Raw genomic sequence first — 18,276 nt, 5'->3', positions numbered from 1 at the left:
GCGGGTGTCGCCACCCGCCCCGTCACCATCTAGTTCGTCGGCGAGTACAGCGGCTTGCCGCTGGCGTCTTTGATTTCCGCCGCCCACATCTTCATGATGTCGTTGACGACGTTCTGGGGCATCGGCACGTAGTCGAGCGAGTCCGCCATGGCGTCGCCCTTGGTGTAGGCCCAGGCGAAGAACTTCAGCGCCTCGGCCGACTCCGCCATCTTCTCCGGCTTCTTGTACATCAGGATCCAGGTCGCGGCCGCCATCGGCCAGGACTTGTCGCCGGGCTGGTTGGCCAGGATCACGCCGAAGCCCGGCTTGGAGTTCCAGTCGGCGCTCGCCGCGGCGGCCTGCACCGTGTCCGAGCCCGGAGCGACCGCCTTGCCCGCCTTGTTGATCATCTTGGTGAAGGTCATCTTGTTTTCTTTGGCGTAGGCGTACTCGACATAGCCGATCGAGCCCTTGGTCTGCGCCACGTTGCCGGCGACGCCTTCATTGCCCTTGGCGCCGATGCCCACCGGCCACTGCAGTGCCGTGCTGACGCCGACCTTCGTCTTCCAGTCCGGGCTCACCTCGGCCAGGTAGTAGGCGAAGTTGTAGGTCGTGCCCGATCCGTCCGAGCGACGCACCGGCACGATGGCCTGCTTCGGCAGCTTGACGTTGGGATTGAGCTTGGCGATCGCCGCATCGTCCCAGCTCTTGATCTGGCCGAGGTAGATCTGGGCCAGCGTCGGCCCGTCGAGCGTCAGTTCGCCGGGCTTGATGCCTTCGAGATTGACGACGGGCGTCACGGAACCCATCACCATCGGGAACTGCACGAGACCCGACTCTTCGAGGTCCTTGCCCGTGAGCGGCGCATCGGTGGCGCCGAACGTCACGGTCTTGGCCTTGATCTGCTTGATGCCGCCGCCCGAGCCGATCGACTGGTAGTTGAGACCGTTGCCGGTCTCCTTCTTGTAGGTATCGGCCCACTTGGCATAGATCGGGTAGGGGAAGGTCGCGCCGGCGCCGGAAATGTCGATGGCGTAGGCCGCGGCCGGGGACAGCGCGAGGGCTGTCGCGAGGACGATCTTGGTAAGGTTCACGGGGTTCTCCTTCGTTGAATTTCGAAGCGCCCGTCATCTAGGAGCCATACGTCTCTCTACTATGACGAATATATTACACTTCGATGACAAAGAGGACTGCTGGCTGAGGATGGACCCCGAATCGACGTAAGGAATTGTTCTGGATCAATGAGTTGACCCCAGGCGGGAACAACGGGCCGAGTGTCATGGGAACTTAACGTCGCTCCCTCGGAACGGTAACGGGACGCTTGGATGGTGCGCCTCTTTCAAGAGCGCCCCATGTCTCCCAACCCGTCAATCGAGCGTCGCCGCCGATGGCTTTCCGTCCTCGCGAAAGCACCAAGCACAAGGCTGCAAGCCCTGTGGCAGGCGCTTGGGGCCACTCCCTCCTATGTCGTCCTGCGCCGCCCCGAGATCGGGCTGGTCATGGTGCAGGGCCGCATCTCCGGCACCGGCGCGCCCTTCTGCACCGGTGAAATGACGGTCACTCGCGCCGCGGTGCGCCTCGACGGTGGCGAGATGGGTTTCGGCTATGTCGGCGGCCGTGATACCCGCCACGCCGAGACCGTCGCCGCGATCGATGCGCTGGGTCAGCGGGCCGACTGGACAGAACGACTCGAAGCCGAACTCGTGGCGCCGCTTGCACGTGAAGCCGAGGCCCGACACCGCCTGATCGCCGCGCGCGCCGCCGCCACCAAGGTCGACTTCTTCACCGTCGCCCGCGAGGCCGGCACGTGACCAGCCTGCTCGCACCGGGCCTCGCCGATCCGCCGCACGACGCGCAGCGCCTGTTCCGCAGCGTGCTTGATGCATTTTCCCATCCCGGCCGCATCGTCGAACTGCGCGACGCGCCCACCGGTCCGGGCACACTCAGTCCCGCAACCGTGGCCTTCCTGCTGACCTTCGCCGACCGCGAGACGCCGCTCTGGCTCGAGGCAGGTCTCGACAAGCAGGAAGTCCGCGACTTCCTGCGCTTCCATGCCGGTTCCCCCATTGTCCATGCGCGCGAAGCCGCGACCTTCGCCGTGATCATCGGCGGTGGCGGCGATCCCTTTGCCGGCTTCGCCATTGGCACCGACACCTATCCCGACCGCGCCGCCACGCTGGTGATCGAAGTGCCGTCGCTCGAGGACGGTCCGAGCTGCACCTGGCGCGGCCCCGGCATCGACGGCGAGACACGCGTCGCCATCGCCGGGCTCGGCTCCCGCTTCTGGCCGGCCTGGGCCGCCAACCACGCGCTCTTCCCCTGCGGCGTCGACCTCGTCTTCGCCTCGGGTTCCCGACTTGTCTCGCTGCCGCGCAGCGTCGCCGTGGAGGCCTGACCGTGTATGTCGCAGTCAAGGGCGGCGAAACCGCCATCGCCCATTCGCTGGATCTCCTAGCCGACAAGCGCCGCGGCGACCGCAACGTCTGCGAGCTTTCGCTGGAGCAGATCGATCAGCAGCTGGGCCTCGCCGTCGATCGCGTGATGACCGAGGGCTCCTGCTACGACCGCAGCCTGGCGGCCCTCGCAATCAAGCAGGCGCGCGGTGATCTCATCGAAGCGATCTTCCTGCTCCGCGCCTATCGCACGACCCTGCCGCGCTTTGGCGCGTCGGAGCCCCTCGACACCAGCCGCATGGTGGCGGAGCGCCGCATCTCCTCGACCTTCAAGGACGTGCCGGGCGGCCAGGTGCTGGGCCCGACCTACGACTACACCCACCGGCTGCTCGACTTCGCGCTGACGGCGTCGGGCGAGCGCCCGACCGCGGCCACGGCGCCCGCCGACACCACCGACAGCCTGCCGCGCGTGGGCGACATCCTGCAGCGCGACGGCCTGCTCGAACCGCCACCCACCTCGGTGGAGGGTGAGACAAATGACCTGACGCGCCAGCCGCTGGTGCTGCCCGCCAACCGACCGCTGCGCCTGCAGAACTTGGCGCGTGGCGACGAAGGCTTCCTGCTGGCCCTCGGCTATTCGACGCAGCGTGGCTACGGCAACAACCATCCCTTCGTCGGCGAGATCCGCTACGGCCTCGTGCCCGTGTCCTTCGTGCCGGAGGAGCTGGGCTTCGCCATCGAGATCGGCGAGATCGAGGTGACCGAGTGCGACATGGTCAACCAGTTTGCCGGCTCGCACGACGTGCCGCCTCAGTTCACGCGCGGCTATGGCCTGGCGTTCGGCCATGCCGAGCGCAAGGCGATGGCCATGGCCCTGGTGGACCGCGCGCTGCGCGCCGACGAGCTGGGGGAGGCCGCGACGTCGCCCGCCCAGGACGAGGAGTTCGTGCTGGCGCACAGCGACAATGTCGAGGGCTCGGGCTTCGTCCAGCACCTCAAGCTGCCGCACTACGTCGATTTCCAGTCCGAGCTGGTGGTGGTGCGGGCCTTGCGCGCCGAGGTCGAGAAGCGCCGCGAGCAGGCGGCCCTCAGCCAGGCGGCGGAGTGACCCATGCCTGACAGCAACATCCAGGATACCGCCTACAACTACGCCTATCTCGACGAGCAGACCAAGCGGATGATCCGCCGCGCCATCCTGAAGGCCGTGGCGGTGCCGGGCTATCAGGTTCCCTTCGGTGGCCGCGAGATGCCGCTGCCCTATGGTTGGGGCACCGGCGGCATCCAGGTGACGGCAGCGATCATCGGGCGTGACGACACGTTGAAGGTGATCGACCAGGGCGCCGACGACACGACCAACGCCGTCTCGATCCGCCGCTTCTTCGCCAAGGTGGCCGAAGTCGCCACGACCACGCACACGCAAGAGGCGACCGTTATCCAGACACGGCATCGCGTGCCCGAGACGCCGCTGACGGACGGCCAGATCCTGGTCTTCCAGGTGCCGATCCCCGAGCCGCTGCGCATGCTCGAGCCGCGTGAGACCGAGACGCGGACGCTGCATGCGCTGTCCGAGTACGGCGTCATGCAGGTGAGCCTCTACGAAAGCATCGCCCGCCACGGCCGCATCGCCAAGACCTACAACTATCCGGTGATGGTGAACGGGCGCTACATCATGAGCCCTTCGCCGATCCCGAAGTTCGACAATCCCAAGCTCGACCGCAGCCCCGCGCTGCAGCTCTACGGCGCCGGCCGCGAGAAGCGCATCTATGCCGTGCCACCGTACACACCGGTGAAGAGCCTCGATTTCGACGACCATCCTTTCGAGATCGAGACCTGGACGGAGTGCTGCGCACTCTGCGGCTCCAGGGAAAGCTTCCTCGACGAGATGATCGTCGACGATGCCGGCAAGCGCCTGTTCGTCTGCTCCGACACCGATTATTGCGAGAGCCGGCGATGAGCGCGCCGCTCCTCTCCGCTCGCGGCGTCACCAAGCGTTTCGGCGGCCGCGTCGCCTGCCGCGACGTGAGCTTCGACCTGTGGCCCGGCGAAGTGCTGGGCATCGTGGGTGAATCGGGCTCCGGCAAGACGACGCTGCTCAATTGCCTGGCCGGCCGGCTCCTGCCCGACGGCGGCTCCGTCGCCTACGAAACGCAGTCCGCCGGCACCGTCGACGTGCACCGCCTCTCCGAGGCGCGCCGCCGCCTGCTCGCGTGCACCGAATGGGGCTTCGTGAACCAGGACGCGCGCGAGGGCTTGCGCATGGGCGTGAGCGCCGGCGCCAACATCGGCGAGCGGCTGATGGCCGTGGGCGCGCGCCACTATGGCGAGATCCGCCGCGAGGCCATCGACTGGATGGCACGGGTCGAGATCGATGCCGACCGCCTCGACGACCGCCCGACGACCTATTCCGGCGGCATGCGCCAGCGCCTGCAGATCGCCCGCAACCTCGTCAGCAAGCCGCGGCTGGTCTTCATGGACGAGCCGACCGGCGGGCTCGACGTCTCCGTGCAGGCCCGCATCCTCGACCTGTTGCGCGGGCTCGTCGGAGGTCTTCACTTATCGGCCGTGCTGGTGACCCACGATCTCGGTGTCGCGCGGCTGCTGACGCACCGGCTGATGGTGATGCAGGGAGGCACGGTCGTCGAACAGGGTCTGACCGACCAGGTGCTCGACGATCCGCAGCACGCCTACACGCAAATGCTCGTCGCCTCGATCCTGCCGGTGTGAGCGCATGACCTCCTCCCAGCCCGCCCTCCGTGTCTGCGGCCTCACCAAGTCGTTCATCGTACACGCTCAGGGCGGTCTCTCGCTTCCCGTGCTGCGGGACGTGGCGCTGTCCGTCTCGCCCGGCGAATGTCTCGCGCTGGTCGGCCCGTCCGGCGCCGGCAAGAGCACCCTGCTTCGCTCGCTCTACGGCAACTATCGCGCCGACGGCGGCTCGATCCGCGTGCGCCAGGACGAGGCCTGGACCGAGCTGGTCGGCGCCGAGCCGCGCACCGTCCTCGACGTGCGTCACCGCACGATGGGCTTCGTCAGCCAGTTCCTGCGCGTGATCCCGCGCGTGTCTGCCGTGGATGTCGTGGCGGAGCCGCTGCTGCGACGCGGCACCGACGCCGACGAGGCGCAGCGACGCGCGGAGTTCCTGCTGGGCATGCTCGGCATTCCCGCACGGCTGTGGTCGCTTCCGCCGGCGACCTTCTCCGGCGGCGAGCAGCAGAGGGTGAACATCGCGCGCTCGCTGATCGTCGACTACCCGATCCTGCTGCTCGACGAGCCCACGGCCTCGCTCGATGCCGCCAATCGCGACGGTGTGGTCGAGCTCATCCGCCAGCGCCGCGATGCCGGCGCTGCCGTCGTCGGCATCTTCCACGACACCGACGTGCGCGACGCGGTGGCGACCCGCGTCCATGAAGTCCTCCCCCCTGCCCAACCGGCCGGAGTTTCCCCATGAGCGTCGAGACCATCCTGACTAACGCCCGCGTCGTCACCGCCGATGCGGAGTTCGACGGCACCGTCATCGTGCGCGAAGGCCGCATCGTCGAGATCGCCCAGGACCGTTCCTGCGCGGCAGGCGCAATAGACCTCGAAGGCGACTATCTCGTGCCCGGCCTGGTCGAGTTGCACACCGACAACATGGAAAAGCACTTCGCGCCGCGCCCCGGCGTGAAATGGCCCAGCGTCTCGGCCGTCATGGCGCACGACACGCAGATCAGCGCCGCCGGCATCACCACGGTGTTCGATTCGCTGGCGCTGGGCGACGTCCACGGCAAGTCGGACCGCGTCCAGAACCGCGAGCGCATGATCGAGGCGGTGTGCGCCGTCACCGACCGGCGCATGACGCGCGCGGAACACCGGATCCACCTGCGCTGCGAGATCACGGCGGACGACGCGGTCGAGGCCGTCGACAAGTGGATCGACCTGCCGCTGGTCGGCCTGGTGTCGATCAACGACCACACGCCCGGCCAGCGCCAGTTCCTCGATCCCGAGAAGCTAAAGCAGTACTACAAGGGCAAGTATGCGATGACCGACGCGCAGTTCGAGGAGTTCTCGGCCCGCGTCACCGAGCTGCACCATCGCAACGCGGTGAGGCACCGCAGCGAGATCGTCGGCCGCGCCCAGGCCCGCGCCCTGCCGATCGCCAGTCACGACGACGCGACCCATGGTCATGTGCAGGAGGCCGTTGCGAACGGCATGACCATCGCCGAGTTCCCGACCACGCATGAGGCAGCCCGGGCTTCGCGCGATGCCGGCCTGGCCGTGCTGATGGGCGCGCCCAACCTCGTGCTGGGCGGCTCGCATTCCGGCAACATCGCCGCCATCGACCTGCTGCGCGCCGGCCATGTCGACATCCTGTCATCTGACTATGTGCCGGCGAGCCTGATGGAAAGTGTCTTCAAGCTGCCTTCGTCGGGCATCGGCATCTCGCTGCCGCAGGCCGTGAAGCTCGCTTCGCTCAATCCCGCTCGCGCCGTCGGGATGGGCGACCGGGGCGAGATCGCGCCGGAACGTCGCGCCGATCTGGCGCGCGTGCGTACCGTCGACGGTGCCGCCGTCGTGCGCGCCGTGTGGCGCGAAGGCGAGCGCGTCGTCTGAGCCGGGGCACGGCGATGGAAGGTTCACTGGTCTACGTCATGGGCCCGTCCGGCGCCGGCAAGGACTCCGTCCTTGGCCGCGCCCGCGCGTTGCTCCCGTCCGACGCGCCCGTCGTGTTCGCGCATCGCTACATCACCCGGCCGGCCGACACCGGCGGCGAAAACCATGTGGCCGTGACGCGCGCGGAATTCGCCATGCGCCGCGCCCATGGTCTGTTCGCCTATCACTGGGGCGCCCACGGGAACGACTATGGAGTCGGCCGCGAGATCCACGATTGGCGCGCCGCCGGCCTGACCGTGGTGGTGAGCGGCTCGCGCGATCATTTCCTGCGGACCGGCGGCCTGGACTCGCAGGCCCGGCCCGTCCTCATCACCGCGCCGGCCGATCGGCTGAGACAGCGACTTGCGGCGCGCGGGCGCGAGAGCTCAGCCGAAGCCGCCAGACGGCTCGACCGCGCCGAAGCCTACGAGATCGACGACCCGCGCCTGGTGACGATCGTCAACGACGGCACCCTCGAGAAGGCCGCCGAGGCCTTCGTCAGGCTGCTCTCCACACTTGAGTGGTCAGGCGCCGCCCTCCGCCGAGCCTGAACCGCGCCAGGACGGTGAACGGACGACCAGGCGCCGGCTGACGGAAGACGCAAATGTCCCTCACCGCCAGCGGCTGACCGATGAAGGCTGCGAACCGACGGCGCAGCTCGTCCAGGATCACGGCTCGCTCCACCCGATCCGTTACCCGGCTCGTGAGCGTCAGGTGGAAGCGGCCCTGCTCCATCACGTAGGGATAGCCCCAGCGCCGCAGCAGCTCGTCCTGCCGCACACTCAGGCCCGCGCCGCGCCGGCGCGCCAGCTCGGCCTCTCCGGCGGGACGACGGAACGCATCGAACTCCGCGACACATCGGTCGGAGAAATCCTGAAGGGTGGAACATCGCTCCGACGGCACGAGGGCAAGAAAGTCGCTCAGCTCCGCCAGCGCGACGGACGGGATATCGATCTGGCGTTCCGTTGCGGCAAACGCGCCGACCGCGTCGAGCAGATCACGTTCGGTGACCCTGTCGGCCAACCCCATCGGCGGCTTCAACGTGCCGTGAAAACCGTAGAGCCCGGGGTCCGCCACCAGCTCGGACAGCCGCTCCCGGGAAATGCTTCCGATCGGGGCGATGTCGCGCGCCTCACCCGAATCCGGGCTGCGACCAAGCCAGCGGCCGGCGACGACCGCCAGCGCCTCTTCCGCACGTGGCGCGTAATAGAGTGCATAACGGGGCAACCCCGGCGCATCTTGCATGCTTCCGCTCAAGCGGTTGCTCCCGCACGACGACCGATCATGGCGAGACGGAGCCTGCTCGAGAACCAGTCGATGACGGAGACCGTAACGAGGATCATCAGGATGATGAAAGCCACCCTTTGCCACTCCGCCTGGGCGATCTCGTTGGCAAGGTAGAGACCGATGCCGCCCGCGCCCACGATACCGATGATGGTGGCCGAGCGCGTGTTGCTTTCAAAGTAGTAGAGGACCTGGCTCAGCAGCACGGGCAGAACCTGCGGCAGAATGCCAAAGCGGAAGCCGTGCAGTTCCGACCCGCCGGCTGACAGCACGCCGTCGACCGGCTTGCGATCCGACGCCTCGATCGCCTCCGAGAAAAGCTTGCCGAACGAGCCGAAGTCCGAAGTCATGATGGCCAGGATGCCGGCGAAGGGTCCAAGGCCGACGACATTGATCCAGATGAGAGCCCAGATCAGTGTGTCGACACCGCGTATCGTGTCGAGGAATCGCCGGCTCGCGAAGTGGAGGATACGATTGGCGACGACGTTCTTCGCGGCAAGCATGCTCATGGGAAGGGCGAGAACCGCGGCGCCCAGTGTGCCGAGAAATGCGATCGCCAGGGTCTCGGCAAGAGCCGAGGTGTAGTGCCAGAACTGGCTGCCGGGATCGGGGGGCATCATCAACACGACGACGATGCCAAGCTTGTCCAGCCCGTCGACGAACTTCGCCGGCGAGAAGCCGAAGCGCCACAGCGTGTAGACCGCGAGACCGGCTCCGCCGAAGACGATCGCCAGCGAAAGGCACCGCTTGGCTATCGGCGCCCGGAACGCCTGCGGGTAACGGCGCTTCAGCTCGGACCGATCGGTTTCTCCAAGGCCGCGGACCGGTCTCGCGGGTTCGCTCATCGAGCGCCTCCTTCAATGCCGAGCAATCTGTGACGCAGCATTTCGGTCAGCCAGTCGATCAGGAAGACCGTACCGATGATGATGACCAGAATCGCGCTCACGTCGGCGTAGTAGAACTGCCGGATGGATGAGATCAGCTCCTTGCCGATTCCCCCTGCGCCCACGAAGCCGAGCACGGTCGCGCCGCGCACGTTGATCTCGAACCGCAGCAGGGAATAGCTGACAAAGTTCGACAGTACCTGCGGCACCACGCCGAAACGGATGGCTTCGACATAGTTCGCTCCGCTCGCGGTCAGGCCTTCGACCGGGTTCATGTCCACATTCTCGACGACCTCCGAGAACTGCTTTCCCAGCGCGCCCGCGGTGTGAATGGCAATGGCGAGGACCCCCGGCATCGGACCGAAGCCGAAGGCATAGACGAACATCAGGGCGAAGACGATTTCGGGAAAGGTCCGGCCGAACTCCAATGAGCGCCGGGCGAAGATCCGCACGACGGGCGATCTCGTCAGGTTCGCGGAAGCGAGGAAGCAGAGGACGAATCCCGCCATTGCCCCGGCCAGTGTGCCCACATAGGCCACCAGCAGCGTGTCCCATAGAAGGCCAAGCCATCCGTCGAGGTTCCAGAACCACTCGGCCATGTCGGCGGCGAAAGTCTCAAACCGCAGGCGCGGCAGTATGTCGTGGAAGTAACTGGCGAACCGGGGCAAACCCGACCAGAACTTCACGATGTCGACCTGACCGGCCCATACTGACAATGCCGTGCAGACGGCCAGCACCGCGAGACCGCCGATGGTCCAGCGTCGCTTGACCGCCATCGCGGCACGATAGGCTTCGGCCAGCGGAGCAAGCTGCGCCGCTGGCAATATCGCCAAGGTCTTTGCCATCTGAGTCGTCACGCCCCGGTCGACGAACGGTCAGCCCTTCTTGCGGCGCAGTTCTTCGAGGTACTTGTTGAGTTCGATGAACTCCAGATAGTCCTTGTGACCGACCGGAACGAAGGCGAGATCCTTACCGTCCGACAGCTTGTCGAACGCAGCCTTGTCCTTCTTGTGGGCGTTGTAGAAGGCGCTCGCGATCGCCTTCTTGAGGTCGTCCGGCATGTCGTTGAGATAGGCGAAGGGAGAGCCCGCAAGCAGCGGCGACTTCCAGACGATGCGGAAGTCCTCGTACTTCATCGGCGAACCGTCGGCCTTCTTGAGCATGCCCTTGTTGAGCATGCGCGTGAGGTTCGAGTCGGTGTCGGAATTCCACCAGTTGGTGGCCGCATCGACCGTACCCTGGGTCATGGCCAGCACGGCGTTCTCGTGGCTGCCAGTCACCTGGGCCACCGAAAAGAACTTGTCCGGCGCCTTGCCTTCCCTGTTCATGAAGAAGACCGGCGCCTTGTAGCCTGAAGTCGACTCGACATCGACGAGCCCGAGTTTCTTGCCCTTCAGGTCGTCGAGACTCTTGTATGGACTGTCCGCCTTCACATAGACGACCGAATAGTAACCGATCGAGCCGTCCTGGTTCTGGGTCGTTCCGAAAGCGACCGTGTTGCCGCCCGAGACGGCGTACGCCCGGGCATAGGATCCGGGGCCATAGAAGCCAACGTGGATCTGACGGTTCTTCTGTCCCTCGATCACCGCCGTATAGTCGTTGGCGACGCGCAGGGTGACCTTCGTGCCGAGTTCCTTCTCGAGGTACTTGACGAACGGACCGTAGCGGTCGACGACGCCGCCAGCATTCTCGGCGGGAACGATCGCCACCACGATCTCCGGATACTTGGCTTTCCAGTCCTGGGCATTCGCGGCAAAGGGCACGGCGAGAAGCACACCCGCCGTGGAGACGAGAACCGAACGACGCTTGATCATGAATTTACTCCGTCTGGATGGCTTGATTTGGCGCGGTGTCCCGGCTTCAGGCGACGGCGAACGAGGGCCGATAGGCGGTGGCCGGAGCGGGCAAGGCCGTGCCCGCCGTATCCATGATCTCCCCGGCATCCAGCCCGTACAGTCCGCGGGCAACCTCGTCGGTGAGGGCTTGCGGAACGTCATCGAAAACCACGCGGCCCTGAGCCATGCCGACCAGCCGATCGCAGTAGGCACGCGCCGTATCGAGTGAGTGCAGGTTGCAGATCACCGTGATTCCAAATTGCTTGTTGATGCGCTGCAACGCATCCATGACCATCCTGGTGTTGCGCGGATCGAGAGAGGCAATGGGCTCGTCCGCCAAGATCATGTCGGGCTCCTGCACGAGCGCCCGCGCGATGGCCACGCGCTGCTGCTGGCCGCCCGACAGTGTGTCGGCCCGTTGAGCCGCCAGGCTGGCCATGTCGAACTGATCGAGACCGGAGAGCGCAACGGCACGGTCATGCTCGCTCCAGAGATTGAGGAGTGCCGACAACGTGCCGACGTAGCTGAGCCGCCCCATCATGACGTTGGTCAGAACGTCGAGGCGACCGGCGAGATTGAACTGCTGGAAGATCATGGCGCAGCGGGCGCGCCAGGCGCGCAGCGGGCGGCCGCGCAGCGCCGTGACGTCGGTGTCGCCGAACAGGATGCGGCCTGAGGTCGGATCGCCCAGCCGGTTGATCATCCGCAGGAGGGTCGACTTGCCGGCGCCGGAACGGCCGATCACGCCGACCATCTGGCCGGCCGGCACGACGAGCGAGACGCCGTCAACGGCAGGCTTGCCGCCAAAGCTCTTGGTAACGTCTTCCAGTCGAAGCATCCGGCCTCCACGCCCTACCGTGGCTCGGTACCGGCCGCAGGCTTCGCCCGCGCGACAATTGAGTTACAGACCGAAGACAGATGTGGAGAAATTCACGAAGGCCGAACCCGGAGCCGGCCGCGACGTTGAACACGGAGAACACGGAGAATACGGGAAGGAAGACAAGCGTGATCCATATCGTGGGTTCTGTCGTCACGATCGTGGCCATCACCTTCGCGGCGGCCTGGTTCGGGACGTCCCGCTGGCCGCACAGGACGCAACGATGGCAGGTTACCTTCTCCGCGCTCAGTGGGCCGCTGCTGTCGGTCGCTCTGTTCGCGGTGGCGGTGCTGGCGACCCTCGCCGACGCGCCTGCCGTGCCCGAGCGCGGGACGATGGGCATGGTGATCTTCTCGATGGTCTTCTTTCTGTTCTACGCAGTCGTGGCAGGATTCGTGGTCGGCATTCCGACTGCCATGATCGCGGTCAGGATCCTGCGCCGTTAGACAATGTCGGGCGATCGGACAGCACGCGGCTGGGTGCATGCATTGCCCATTTCACGGACGCGTAGAGACCAAAGCCTATGATGGCGAGAAGCCCGCCCATCAGGACGAAGCCCCCCGTCTCGTTTCCCTTGGGATAGAGATGCGCAGTCACCATGGCGGCCATGATCACCGTCGCCATGAAGCCGGCGACATGCGCCGGGAAATTCCAACCGAAGGCTCGTACAAATCCTCGGCGCTCGCCGGCCGTCACGAGAATCGGCCGGCCGGTGCGATCCTGACGATAGACGTAACCCGAGCGAAGGGGCTGAAACTGGGTGGCCATCGCCCACCCCAACGAGTCGATGATGCTCATCGTCCATGAAACGCACGGGCTCGGCAGGTCGTTCCGCCGCCAGAGTGCTGCTCGAACGACTTGCCGCTACTTGTGACCGAGCAGCCGAAGCGCCTGCAGCATCGTCGGCGTCGGCATGCTCAGGGCGAGACTTTCAGGAGGCGCCGCCGCCGCCATTGCACGGTAAGCCGTGGCCAGCGCCTCGCCGTCGGCGAGGGAGGGCCAGGATTTCACCACGTCGAGGCCTGCCCGGATCATCCGGGCGGTCACGACGATCTCGCACGGTTCGCTCGCCTTCGATGTCATGCGCATACACTCACGCGTTATTCGAAGCGACTATGCCGGTTGAAACTTACACGCGGCTTTCGCAATGTTGCGCACCGGCTGCATCACTGTTTCCCCGCGGCCGGCAGCGTCACCGTGAACGTCGAGCCCTCGCCGGGCGCGCTCTGGATGTCGAGCCGGCCGCGGTGACGGTTCACCACGTGCTTGACGATGGCGAGGCCCAGCCCGGTTCCACCGAGCTGGCGGGAACGGGCGGCATCGACGCGGTAGAAGCGCTCGGTGAGGCGCGGCAGGTGCGAGGCCGGAATTCCGTCGCCCTTGTCGCTGACGGCGATTCCCACGCGATCGGGGCCGGACGGTGCCGCGATCACGCGCACCTCCGTAGCCGGCCGCGCATACTTGACCGCATTGTCGATCAGGTTCTGGAACACGATGGTGAGTTCGTCGGAATCGCCGACGGCGCGCGGCAGATCCGGCGCGATATCGAGGGCGATCGTCACGCCGCGCGACGACGCCTTGAGCTGCAGCAGGTCGAGGACGGATCGAAGCACCGGCGCGAGGTCGACGGCGGCGGCCGGCCGCGCATGCTCGTGCTGCTCGATGCGCGACAGCATCAGGAGATCGTCGACCAGGCGCCGCATGCGGTCGGCCTGCTCGGCCATGATTCCGAGGAAGCGCTCGCGCGCCGCTACATCCTCTCGCGCCGGACCGCGCAACGTCTCGATGAATCCCGCCAGACCGGCGATCGGCGTCTTCAGCTCATGGCTGGCATTGGCGACGAAATCGGCCCGCATCCGTTCGGCGCGGCGCAGCGCCGTGGTGTCATGCAGCACGATCAGCGCCAGCGAGCCGTCAGCCGCCGCCCGCGGAAGGCGGCGCAGATGGGCGACCATGTCGAGTTCCGGCGGCCCGGCCAGCACCAGTTCGACCACGGACTGGTCGGGCTTCGCGAAGTTGCCGTCGGGGCCGGTCTCGAGCAGCGCATCGATGGCCGCCAGGAGCTGCGGCTGGCGCAACACCGTGGAGACGTCGCGCTCGGCGCCGCCGGAGCTGCCCAGCAGCAGGGCGGCGGCGAGATTGGTGCGCACGATGCGGCGCTGGCGGTCGACGGACACAAGCGGATCGGGAAGCCCGTCGACGATCGCCTGCGCCGAGGCCGCGAGGTTGTCGATCGAAGCGCGCTGGCGGCGCCAGCCGGTCGAGAGGGTGGCCGCCGCCGTCGCGAGTTCCTCCGTGGCGGGCGCGAAGGAAAGGCGCGGCATCACCGGCTCCCGCTCGTCGGACAGTTCCCCCACGAAGCGGGCGAAGCTTGCCAGGGAATTCAGATAGCGCTGGATCAGGAAGAACGTGACCAGGGCGATCCCCGCCATGGCAATCAGCGCGCTGCGGCCCGGCAATTCTCCAAGGCCGTAGAGGATCGCCAGCGCACCCCACGACGGCGCCAGTGCAACGGCGTTGGCGGCCAGAGTGCGGCGAAGCGGGATCCCGTTGTCGGCCATGCGCCGACTATAGCGGCTTAACTCATCCTCGGTGCGAAGAAGCGTATGCTCGCGAGCCCGAACAGGAAGCCCGCGATGTGCGCGACCCACGCGACCGATTCGCCACCCGCACCGGGCGTGCCGCCGAAGATGCCGAAGAACACGTTGAGGCCGATCCAGATGCCGGCGACCGGCAGCAGCGACGTGAGGCTGCCGACATAGCGCATCAACATCAGCACGGCGCCGAAGACACCGCTGATCGAGCCGGAGGCGCCGACCACCGGGTCGATCGAATCGGGATAGACCAGGATGTGGACGAAGCCGGAGACGACGCCGCACACCAGATAGAAGAGCACGAAGCGGCGCACGCCCAGCAGCCGCTCGACCGGCGCGCCGAAGGCCGCCAGGGTCAGCATGTTGACGCCGAGATGCATCCAGCCGCCATGCAGGAACTGGTAGGTGATCGGCGCCGCGATCAGGGAGAAGAGATCGCGACCGCTGTCGGTCGTATAGGCGGCAGGCACCAGGCCGAACTGCAGGATGATTTCCTGATCCGCCTGTTCGCCGAGAAGCTGGCGCAGCAGATGGACGGCGACGTTGATGCCGATCAGCCACAGCACGGCGGGCGGCAGGTTGATGGCCCGCTCGCCCGTTCCGCGCCCTCCGGGGAGGCGGCGCTCGTCGTCGTCAAATGGCATGCGCCGGTCCCGTCGGGTCAGGTGAGGTCAGGTCAGCTCTTGGGACCGCCCTGGCCCAGGGCACGCAGCCGCAGCCGGAGCGCGTTGAGCTTGATGAAGCCCTCGGCGTCGCGCTGGTTATAGGTGCCCTGGTCGTCCTCGAAGGTGACGTGCTGCATCGAGTAGAGCGACACCGGCGACTTGCGGCCGACCACGGTGGTGTTGCCCTTGTAGAGCTTGAGACGCACCGTGCCGGTGACGTTCTCCTGGCTCTTGTCGATCAGCGCCTGCAGCATCTCGCGCTCCGGCGAATACCAGAAGCCATAGTAGATCAGCTCGGCGTACTTCGGCATCACCTCGTCCTTGAGATGGCCGGCGCCGCGGTCGAGCGTGATCGATTCGATGCCACGATGGGCGGCGTACAGGATCGTGCCGCCCGGCGTCTCGTAGATGCCGCGGCTCTTCATGCCGACGAAGCGGTTCTCGACCAGGTCGAGGCGACCGATGCCGTTGGCCTTGCCCAGTTCGTTCAACTTTGTGAGCAGCGTCGCGGGCGACATCTTTACGCCGTCGATGGCGACGGCGTCGCCCTTCTCGAACTCGATCTCGATATAGGTCGCCTTGTCGGGCGCGGCCTCGGGCGAGATGGTGCGCTGGTAGACCATCTCGTCGGCCTCTTCCCACGGATCCTCGAGAATCTTGCCCTCGCTGGAGGAGTGCAGGAGGTTGGCGTCGACCGAGAACGGCGCCTCGCCCCGCTTGTCCTTGGCGATCGGAATCTGGTGCTTCTCGGCGAACTCGAGCAGCTTGGTGCGCGAGGTCAGCTCCCATTCGCGCCACGGCGCGATCACCTTGATGTCGGGCTTCAGCGCATAATAGGACAGCTCGAAGCGGACCTGGTCGTTGCCCTTGCCGGTGGCGCCGTGGCAGACCGCGTCGGCGCCGGTCTTCAGCGCGAGGTCGATCTGATGCTTGGAGATCAGCGGCCGGGCGATCGAGGTTCCGAGAAGGTACTGGCCCTCGTAGAGGGCGTTGGCGCGGAACATCGGGAAGACGAAGTCCTTCACGAATTCCTCGCGGACATCCTCGATGAAGATGTTCTCGGGCTTGATGCCCAGCAGCTCCGCTTTCTTGCGGGCCGGCGACAGTTCCTCGCCCTGGCCGAGATCGGCAGTGAAGGTCACCACCTCGCAGCCATAGGCCGTCTGCAGCCACTTCAGGATGACCGAGGTGTCGAGGCCGCCGGAATAGGCCAGGACGACCTTCTTGATCTCGCCCTTCTTGTAGGGCCCGGTATAAGAAACGCTCATGCTGGCCGCTTTCATGTCGATTCGGTAAAGGCGCGCGGAATATAGCGGTCGACCCCACCGGGGCAAGCGCGCCGCAAAGAGGCTATAATCGGGGTGAGGAATACGCTCCCATGGTTTCCCCCCTCGACCGCCTTTCCTACGCTGCGCAGCAGACTGCCCGGGTCGCCTGGTATGCCGGCCACTACGCGGCCGGCCGGCGGCTGCTGAAACCCATGCCCAAGCCCGACTTCGCCATCGGGCCGACGCCCAGCCGGGCGGAACTGACCGCAGACATGCGGGCCCTGTTCCAGCGCGAATGGCGGGATGTCGCAGCGGGCCTCTATCCGGCGCCACGCCTTCTCGGCCCGGAACCGGCCGAATTCCTGCGTCGCAGCCTGCTCTATTTCCGCGATTTGCCGCAGGTCGACGCGCGCCGGCACGGCACGCTCGACGAAGAATTGCCGCCCGGCACCCAGGCGGACGGCCTGCCCGACTACTACCGGCAGAACTTCCATTTCCAGAGCGACGGCTGGCTCTCCGACCATTCGGCCGCCCTGTACGACACGCAGGTCGAGGTCCTGTTCACCGGCGCCGCCGACGTCATGCGCCGCCGTGCGCTGGCGCCGGTCGCGACCTGGCTCGCCGGCCGCAACCAGCGCGACGTCCGCGGCCTCGACGTCGGCTGCGGCACCGGCCGCCTGCTCGCGGCGCTCAATGGAGCGTGGCCGGGCATGAGACTCACCGGCATCGATCTCAGCAAACCCTATCTCGAGGAGGCGCGCCGCCTGATCGGCCGTACGGCGCGTGTGAAACTCGAAGAAGCCGCCGCCGAATCGCTGCCCTTCGGCGAGGCGAGCCTCGATCTTGTCGTCTCCTCGTTCCTGCTGCACGAGCTGCCGAAGGAGATCCGCGCCAAGGTCATCGCCGAGATGGCGCGCGCCGTGAAGCCGGGCGGCCTGGTCGTGATCGTCGACTCGCTGCAGAAGGGCGACCGCCCCGACTGGGACGGGCTGCTCGACCTCTTCCCCCATTACTTCCACGAACCCTATTACGCGGAGTATGTAGGCAGCAGCCTGGAAGAAGGCGCTGCGGCCGCGGGGCTGCGGCCGGTCTCGACCGAGAATGCCTTCCTGTCGAAGGTCACATCGTTCAAACGCTAGGACGCGGGAATACAAGCGCCCGATCATATGGGGCGCTGTTCGCACCCGCGGCAGCAACCGATCCCAGAGGCCGAGCTAATCTCGATGTCCATCACCCTTCCGCCACTCTCGTTCGAAGAGGTCACGCAAGCCGCCGAAGACCCCTTCGCGACGTTGAACACGATCCTCAATGACTACAATGCCGGGCTCGTCGGCCCCGTGAAGCATGTGCCGCTGTGGCTGTTCGCGCGCGACGCTGCAGGCAAAGTTCACGGCGGCGTGCGGGGGCAAACCTATTGGTCCTGGTGCTCGATCGATGCGCTGGCTGTCGCCGAACCTTACCGTGGCCAAGGAATCGGCTCACGCTTGCTTGTCGCAGCTGAAGAGATTGCCCGGGCACGCGGCTGTGTCGGGATTCGTCTCGACACAACAGGCTTTCAGGCTCCCGACTTCTATCGCAGGCACGGATACACCGAGTTTGGCCGTATCGATGACTATCCACCGGGCCATTCGCGGCTGTGGTTCATGAAGAAGTTCTAGCAGGCCGTTGCAGGTCGCAGGCCTGGCGGATAGACGAAGCGGATGATTCGGGGCGTATTCCGCGGAATACACCGAAGGCAGCCTCGAAGAGTGGTTCCGCGCGGCCAGGCTTCAGCCCGTTTCGACGGAACTCGCCTTCCTGTCGAAGGTCGCTGCGTTCACGCAGCAGAACCACACCCAACCTCCTGCTCAGGAGGCTGCGGAGCAGCC

At 66.3% G+C, this 18,276-nt stretch carries 22 protein-coding genes; 11 read left to right on the top strand and 11 right to left on the bottom strand.

Annotated features, from left to right (window positions below):
- Positions 1 to 29 precede the first annotated feature (29 nt).
- Positions 30 to 1,073 carry a phosphate ABC transporter substrate-binding protein PstS gene (gene pstS / locus KQ910_RS07350; protein ID WP_216957842.1) on the bottom strand — a complete coding sequence of 348 codons (1,044 nt, stop codon included), beginning with the start codon at positions 1,071 to 1,073 and terminating at the stop codon, positions 30 to 32.
- Positions 1,074 to 1,331: 258 nt separating this feature from the next.
- Between pstS and phnG the strand changes: the two genes are divergently transcribed.
- Genes phnG through phnN form a run of 8 tightly spaced genes read left to right on the top strand, consistent with a single transcriptional unit; the run spans position 1,332 to position 7,552 of the window.
- Positions 1,332 to 1,790, top strand: coding sequence for a phosphonate C-P lyase system protein PhnG (phnG, locus tag KQ910_RS07345; protein ID WP_216957840.1), 459 nt, complete (start codon positions 1,332 to 1,334; stop codon positions 1,788 to 1,790).
- Positions 1,787 to 2,374: a phosphonate C-P lyase system protein PhnH gene (phnH, locus tag KQ910_RS07340; RefSeq protein WP_216957837.1), complete on the top strand. Its 588-nt coding sequence runs from the start codon at positions 1,787 to 1,789 to the stop codon at positions 2,372 to 2,374. The genes phnG and phnH overlap by 4 nt, the downstream gene beginning before the upstream one ends.
- A gap of 2 nt (positions 2,375 to 2,376) precedes the next feature.
- A complete protein-coding gene (locus KQ910_RS07335; RefSeq protein WP_216957835.1) occupies positions 2,377 to 3,480 on the top strand; it encodes a carbon-phosphorus lyase complex subunit in 1,104 nt (367 codons plus the stop codon).
- Positions 3,481 to 3,498: 18 nt separating this feature from the next.
- Positions 3,499 to 4,326 (top strand): alpha-D-ribose 1-methylphosphonate 5-phosphate C-P-lyase PhnJ, encoded by an 828-nt coding sequence (locus KQ910_RS07330; protein ID WP_369408371.1) that lies wholly within the window; start codon positions 3,499 to 3,501, stop codon positions 4,324 to 4,326.
- The gene (gene phnK, locus KQ910_RS07325; RefSeq protein WP_216957830.1) at positions 4,323 to 5,096 is read left to right on the top strand and encodes a phosphonate C-P lyase system protein PhnK; all 774 of its coding nucleotides are present in this window, start codon (positions 4,323 to 4,325) and stop codon (positions 5,094 to 5,096) included. Before KQ910_RS07330 ends, phnK begins: the two co-directional genes overlap by 4 nt.
- Positions 5,097 to 5,100: 4 nt before the next feature.
- The gene (gene phnL / locus KQ910_RS07320; protein ID WP_216957828.1) at positions 5,101 to 5,820 is read left to right on the top strand and encodes a phosphonate C-P lyase system protein PhnL; all 720 of its coding nucleotides are present in this window, start codon (positions 5,101 to 5,103) and stop codon (positions 5,818 to 5,820) included.
- Positions 5,817 to 6,962: an alpha-D-ribose 1-methylphosphonate 5-triphosphate diphosphatase gene (locus KQ910_RS07315; RefSeq protein WP_216957826.1), complete on the top strand. Its 1,146-nt coding sequence runs from the start codon at positions 5,817 to 5,819 to the stop codon at positions 6,960 to 6,962. Before phnL ends, KQ910_RS07315 begins: the two co-directional genes overlap by 4 nt.
- A gap of 14 nt (positions 6,963 to 6,976) precedes the next feature.
- Entirely contained in the window at positions 6,977 to 7,552 is a 576-nt protein-coding gene (gene phnN / locus KQ910_RS07310) for a phosphonate metabolism protein/1,5-bisphosphokinase (PRPP-forming) PhnN (protein ID WP_216957824.1), read from the top strand.
- Here phnN and KQ910_RS07305 read toward each other — a convergent pair.
- Genes KQ910_RS07305 through phnC form a run of 5 tightly spaced genes read right to left on the bottom strand, consistent with a single transcriptional unit; the run spans position 7,500 to position 11,842 of the window.
- Complete coding sequence (locus tag KQ910_RS07305) at positions 7,500 to 8,246, bottom strand: DUF1045 domain-containing protein (RefSeq protein WP_216957822.1); 747 nt, start codon at positions 8,244 to 8,246, stop codon at positions 7,500 to 7,502. The two genes, phnN and KQ910_RS07305, sit on opposite strands and share 53 nt — an antisense overlap.
- Positions 8,247 to 8,254: 8 nt before the next feature.
- Positions 8,255 to 9,130 (bottom strand): phosphonate ABC transporter, permease protein PhnE, encoded by an 876-nt coding sequence (gene phnE, locus KQ910_RS07300; protein WP_216957821.1) that lies wholly within the window; start codon positions 9,128 to 9,130, stop codon positions 8,255 to 8,257.
- Complete coding sequence (gene phnE / locus KQ910_RS07295; protein WP_216957819.1) at positions 9,127 to 10,014, bottom strand: phosphonate ABC transporter, permease protein PhnE; 888 nt, start codon at positions 10,012 to 10,014, stop codon at positions 9,127 to 9,129. Before phnE (KQ910_RS07295) ends, phnE (KQ910_RS07300) begins: the two co-directional genes overlap by 4 nt.
- 30 nt (positions 10,015 to 10,044) lie before the next feature.
- The gene (gene phnD, locus KQ910_RS07290; protein WP_216957817.1) at positions 10,045 to 10,983 is read right to left on the bottom strand and encodes a phosphonate ABC transporter substrate-binding protein; all 939 of its coding nucleotides are present in this window, start codon (positions 10,981 to 10,983) and stop codon (positions 10,045 to 10,047) included.
- Between the two features lie 46 nt (positions 10,984 to 11,029).
- The gene (phnC, locus tag KQ910_RS07285; RefSeq protein ID WP_216957815.1) at positions 11,030 to 11,842 is read right to left on the bottom strand and encodes a phosphonate ABC transporter ATP-binding protein; all 813 of its coding nucleotides are present in this window, start codon (positions 11,840 to 11,842) and stop codon (positions 11,030 to 11,032) included.
- Positions 11,843 to 12,009: 167 nt separating this feature from the next.
- Between phnC and KQ910_RS07280 the strand changes: the two genes are divergently transcribed.
- Positions 12,010 to 12,327: a hypothetical protein gene (locus KQ910_RS07280; protein WP_216957813.1), complete on the top strand. Its 318-nt coding sequence runs from the start codon at positions 12,010 to 12,012 to the stop codon at positions 12,325 to 12,327.
- Here KQ910_RS07280 and KQ910_RS07275 read toward each other — a convergent pair.
- The 5 genes from KQ910_RS07275 to KQ910_RS07255 all read right to left on the bottom strand — a co-directional run bounded on the left by KQ910_RS07275 (position 12,308) and on the right by KQ910_RS07255 (position 16,408).
- Positions 12,308 to 12,679 carry a hypothetical protein gene (locus tag KQ910_RS07275; RefSeq protein WP_216957810.1) on the bottom strand — a complete coding sequence of 124 codons (372 nt, stop codon included), beginning with the start codon at positions 12,677 to 12,679 and terminating at the stop codon, positions 12,308 to 12,310. The two genes, KQ910_RS07280 and KQ910_RS07275, sit on opposite strands and share 20 nt — an antisense overlap.
- Before the next feature lie 66 nt (positions 12,680 to 12,745).
- Positions 12,746 to 12,964: a hypothetical protein gene (locus tag KQ910_RS07270; RefSeq protein WP_216957808.1), complete on the bottom strand. Its 219-nt coding sequence runs from the start codon at positions 12,962 to 12,964 to the stop codon at positions 12,746 to 12,748.
- Positions 12,965 to 13,047: 83 nt separating this feature from the next.
- The gene (locus KQ910_RS07265; protein ID WP_229600351.1) at positions 13,048 to 14,442 is read right to left on the bottom strand and encodes an ATP-binding protein; all 1,395 of its coding nucleotides are present in this window, start codon (positions 14,440 to 14,442) and stop codon (positions 13,048 to 13,050) included.
- A 17-nt stretch (positions 14,443 to 14,459) separates the two neighbouring features.
- Positions 14,460 to 15,119: a rhomboid family intramembrane serine protease gene (locus tag KQ910_RS07260; RefSeq protein WP_216957806.1), complete on the bottom strand. Its 660-nt coding sequence runs from the start codon at positions 15,117 to 15,119 to the stop codon at positions 14,460 to 14,462.
- A gap of 32 nt (positions 15,120 to 15,151) precedes the next feature.
- Positions 15,152 to 16,408 (bottom strand): argininosuccinate synthase, encoded by a 1,257-nt coding sequence (locus KQ910_RS07255; RefSeq protein WP_216957804.1) that lies wholly within the window; start codon positions 16,406 to 16,408, stop codon positions 15,152 to 15,154.
- A 110-nt stretch (positions 16,409 to 16,518) separates the two neighbouring features.
- On the opposite strand from KQ910_RS07255, the gene KQ910_RS07250 reads away from it, so the two are divergent.
- Complete coding sequence (locus tag KQ910_RS07250; protein WP_216957802.1) at positions 16,519 to 17,547, top strand: class I SAM-dependent methyltransferase; 1,029 nt, start codon at positions 16,519 to 16,521, stop codon at positions 17,545 to 17,547.
- An 84-nt stretch (positions 17,548 to 17,631) separates the two neighbouring features.
- The gene (locus KQ910_RS07245) at positions 17,632 to 18,066 is read left to right on the top strand and encodes a GNAT family N-acetyltransferase (protein WP_216957800.1); all 435 of its coding nucleotides are present in this window, start codon (positions 17,632 to 17,634) and stop codon (positions 18,064 to 18,066) included.
- Positions 18,067 to 18,276: the final 210 nt, after the last annotated feature.

Origin of the sequence: Reyranella humidisoli (genome assembly GCF_019039055.1) — a bacterium.
Lineage (GTDB): Bacteria > Pseudomonadota > Alphaproteobacteria > Reyranellales > Reyranellaceae > Reyranella > Reyranella humidisoli.
This window is presented reverse-complemented; position numbering and strand designations above follow the sequence as displayed.